This is a genomic window from Vibrio sp. Y176 (assembly GCF_033438945.1).
The window spans coordinates 1-2,155 of the sequence record NZ_JAWOQS010000046.1; the positions used below are offsets into that span (position 1 = coordinate 1).

The 2,155-nt window shown below is 40.0% G+C and carries 2 protein-coding genes; both read left to right on the forward strand.

Features of this window, described 5'->3' with window-relative positions; all coding sequences use genetic code 11:
- Window positions 1-480 (forward strand): phosphotransferase (locus tag R7O13_RS23895; protein WP_318304807.1); only part of this gene is annotated, 480 nt, incomplete at its 5' end.
- Window positions 481-1,162: 682 nt separating this feature from the next.
- A complete protein-coding gene (locus tag R7O13_RS23900; RefSeq protein ID WP_318304808.1) occupies window positions 1,163-1,942 on the forward strand; it encodes a hypothetical protein in 780 nt (259 codons plus the stop codon).
- Window positions 1,943-2,155: the final 213 nt, after the last annotated feature.

The window sequence follows — 2,155 nt, forward strand, 5'->3', positions numbered from 1 at the left end:
AGTGAATTTGATATGAATAACTCGGTGCTACGAAGAGTAAAACAACAGCGTGATTATCTAGCTAGCTCAGAAGCTACGCACTCATATACCCCGTTCACAAGCAGGCAATTAATCCACGGCGACTTTCATCATTTCAATGTCTTTTTTGATTCTAATTGCACAGTAAGCGATGTGATCGACTGGGATTTAGTGCAAAACATGCCTCCTGGTTATGAGTTGGCGAGAGCATGCATGTATATGTTCGATTTGGAGCTTCATAGGTCATTAGCTTTATTAAAAGGCTATCTGTCTGTCAAGCCTCTATCCCGATTAGAGCTTAACGATGGAGCAAAGGCGTGGGCTGTTTACGCCGACCACTATGTGTGGGCTTTGGAGGAAGTATTTTTAAAAAATAATACAGCAGCACAGAAGTTCATACCTCAAAGGGACTTTATCCCTTTTATGGAGCAATGGCTCCAAATTGAAAGTGCCTTGTTTTGAGGCGGCACATAACAATCTGTTTAAGAGTGATTCGCAACGCGTGGCATTTTTACTATGCGTTGGTTTTAGTGTTTAAGGTGGTATGCGGTAGCATCGGTATTACGTTGCTCACACCTTAACAGGGCGTTATGTTTTCGGAGGAAATGCGTGATTTGGATAAAGCGAGTGGCTTTGATTACTTTTCTTTCGGTTCTGGGGTATTTTCTATTCCTTCATGCGGGGATGGCTAGTGATGGAGCTATAGAGCTCAAGTGGTATTACAGGTTTGAAATGATAGCTGCGGGAATCATCTGGTGGCCTGCGGTTTTATATTTGAAGCTTAGGGATTTAGCGAATTATCCAACAAGCATTTTAGGGCTAGAATTATGGCCAGTACAATATTTTAGCTATTGTATAGTTTTTAAGTTATACGATGTAATACTCGGGTATAAGAAAACGACGAATAGGTAATCTTTGTAATAAGTGGGCTTAACTATAGTCTTCTGAAAACTCAGTAAAAAATCGGGATATATGCTCAGTTTGAGCCCCAAACATAACAAAGCGTTTAAGGCAGATTCGCAACGCGTGACATTTTTGGTTTTATTCAGCTTAAGTGTTTATGGCACAATAATTTAGGTTCAGTGGTAGCGTTGCTCACTACTTAACGCGGCGTTAACTGCCAGAAAATCAGATAGGTGGAGTAATGGAGTATCTGAAAGAAGTATTAATTGGTGCGGTCTCTGGAGCAATAACTGTCGGTGGTATTTGGGCGTTTTTCAAAGGTTCAGTAACTGAAGTAATTAGAAGGTCGATTGCTTACAAGTTTGATGTGAAGTTACAAGATAGTAAGAAGCAAATTGATATTGAACTGAAATTATTAGACTCACAGCTTAAGGCTAATGGCGTACAAGTCGAATCATTAATCAGTAACAATTTAGCTGCGCTAGACTATCATCGACAAAAGCAAATTGAAGCTATAGGGGTTCTTTGGGAAGAAATTGTTGAACTAAGGAAACAAATCCCGGGAATTATCGCTGTTTTGGACAGTCTTCCGTCTGAGTTTCATGAAGCGTTCGTAAATAACCCACAGACTCAAAACGACTTAAGTCAGGTTTCACTTACTCCATATACAAATTTACTTCGTGAATCGAAAGCTCGGAAGTATAGAGTGTTTTCCGGAGCCTTACTTTATTCATATTTTGAACTCTACCAGTCAGTAGTAGGTATGTGCTTGACACATTCGTCTATAGAGGCATTGGATGGGAAGTTTAGTCATTGGTATGAGCAATACGACTTAGCTGCTATCTTTCCTGATGCCAATATTGACTTCAAAGTAGTCGAGGGGAAACTATCAAAGACACATCATTTGTTGGCTCTCATAGAGAAAAGTTTCCTTACTGATGCAGAAAAGATTATCACCGGTGAAGCTCAAATGTTTGAAGGGCATGAACGAGCTAAGAAAATTGATCAAATGAGGTCTTAACTGACGTGTAGTTTCTGTCAGTTAACAAACTGTTTAAGAGTGATTCGCAACGCGTGGCATTTTTACTATGCGTTGCGTTTAGTGTTTAAGGTAGTATGCGGTGGCATCGGTATTGCGTTGCTCACACCTTAACAGAGCGTTAGGTGCTTGAAGGAAAAGGTAAGTATGGAAATTGCTTTTCAGCAGATAAACATTGATGATTTCGAATTGTGC

Bases quoted from the DNA above. Each gene is read 5' to 3' on its own strand.
- R7O13_RS23900 (WP_318304808.1), top strand. From the start codon at position 1,163: ATGGAGTATCTGAAAGAAGTATTAATTGGTGCGGTCTCTGGAGCAATA.